The organism is Streptomyces sp. NPDC012466, assembly GCF_042955215.1.
Taxonomy (GTDB): Bacteria; Actinomycetota; Actinomycetes; order Streptomycetales; family Streptomycetaceae; genus Streptomyces.
Map to the genome: position 1 here is coordinate 1 of NZ_JBIBEQ010000028.1, position 1,104 is coordinate 1,104.

1 pseudogene is annotated in these 1,104 nt (G+C 68.1%); it reads right to left on the reverse strand.

From position 1 onward, the window contains the following. A pseudogene (locus ACFY9E_RS40210) lies at positions 1-1,104 on the reverse strand (alpha-1,4-glucan--maltose-1-phosphate maltosyltransferase); the annotation flags it as partial.

Here is a 1,104-nt window from a genome sequence, read left to right on the forward strand (position 1 = left end):
TCCCGCCGGACGGTGTTGAGCCGGGTCAGCAGCGCGGTGATGGTGCGGCCCTCGCGTTCGGCCGCTTCCCAGTCACGGTGCCTGAGCTGGTACTTCTCCGAGTCCAGATACTCCTCACCGCCCTCCTTCAGCGGGGTGTTCTCACACAGCTCGTAACCGGAGTAGATGCCCCAGGACGGCGACAGCGTCGCCGCGAGCACCGCCCGGACCTCGAAGGCGGGCCGGCCCCCGTGCTGGAGGTAGGCGTGCAGGATGTCGGGGGTGTTGGGAAAGAAGTTCGGCCGCATGTACGAGGCGGCCTCACCCGACAGCTCCGTCAGGTACTCCGTCAGCTCCTGCTTGGTGTTGCGCCAGGTGAAGTACGTGTAGGACTGCTGGAAGCCGATCTGGGCCAGGGTGTGCATCATCGCCGGCCGCGTGAACGCCTCGGCCAGGAAGATCACATCCGGGTCGGTGCCGTTGACCTCCCCGATCACCCGCTCCCAGAACACCACCGGCTTGGTGTGCGGATTGTCCACCCGGAAGATCCGCACCCCCACGTCCATCCAGTGCCGCAGCACCCGCACCGTCTCGGCGACCAGCCCGTCCATGTCGGCGTCGAAGGCGATCGGATAGATGTCCTGGTACTTCTTCGGCGGGTTCTCCGCATACGCGATGGTGCCGTCCGGGCGGTGGTGGAACCACTCCGGATGCTTCTGCACCCACGGATGGTCCGGGGAGCACTGCAACGCGAAGTCCAGCGCCACCTCCATGCCCAGCTCCCGCGCCCGCCGCACGAACCAGGCGAAGTCCTCCAGCGTGCCCAGATCCGGGTGCACCGCGTCGTGCCCGCCCTCCGGCGAGCCGATCGCCCACGGCACCCCCACATCGTCCGGACCGGGAGAGAGCGTGTTGTTCTTCCCCTTGCGGAACGTCGTGCCGATCGGATGGATCGGCGGCAGGTACACCACGTCGAAACCCATCGCCGCGATCGCCGGCAACCTGCGCGCCGCCGTACGGAACGTGCCGTGCGGCTGCTCGCGCGTGCCCTCCGAGCGCGGGAAGAACTCGTACCACGAGCCGTACAGCGCCCGCTCCCGCTCCACCAGCAGCGGCAACGGCTCG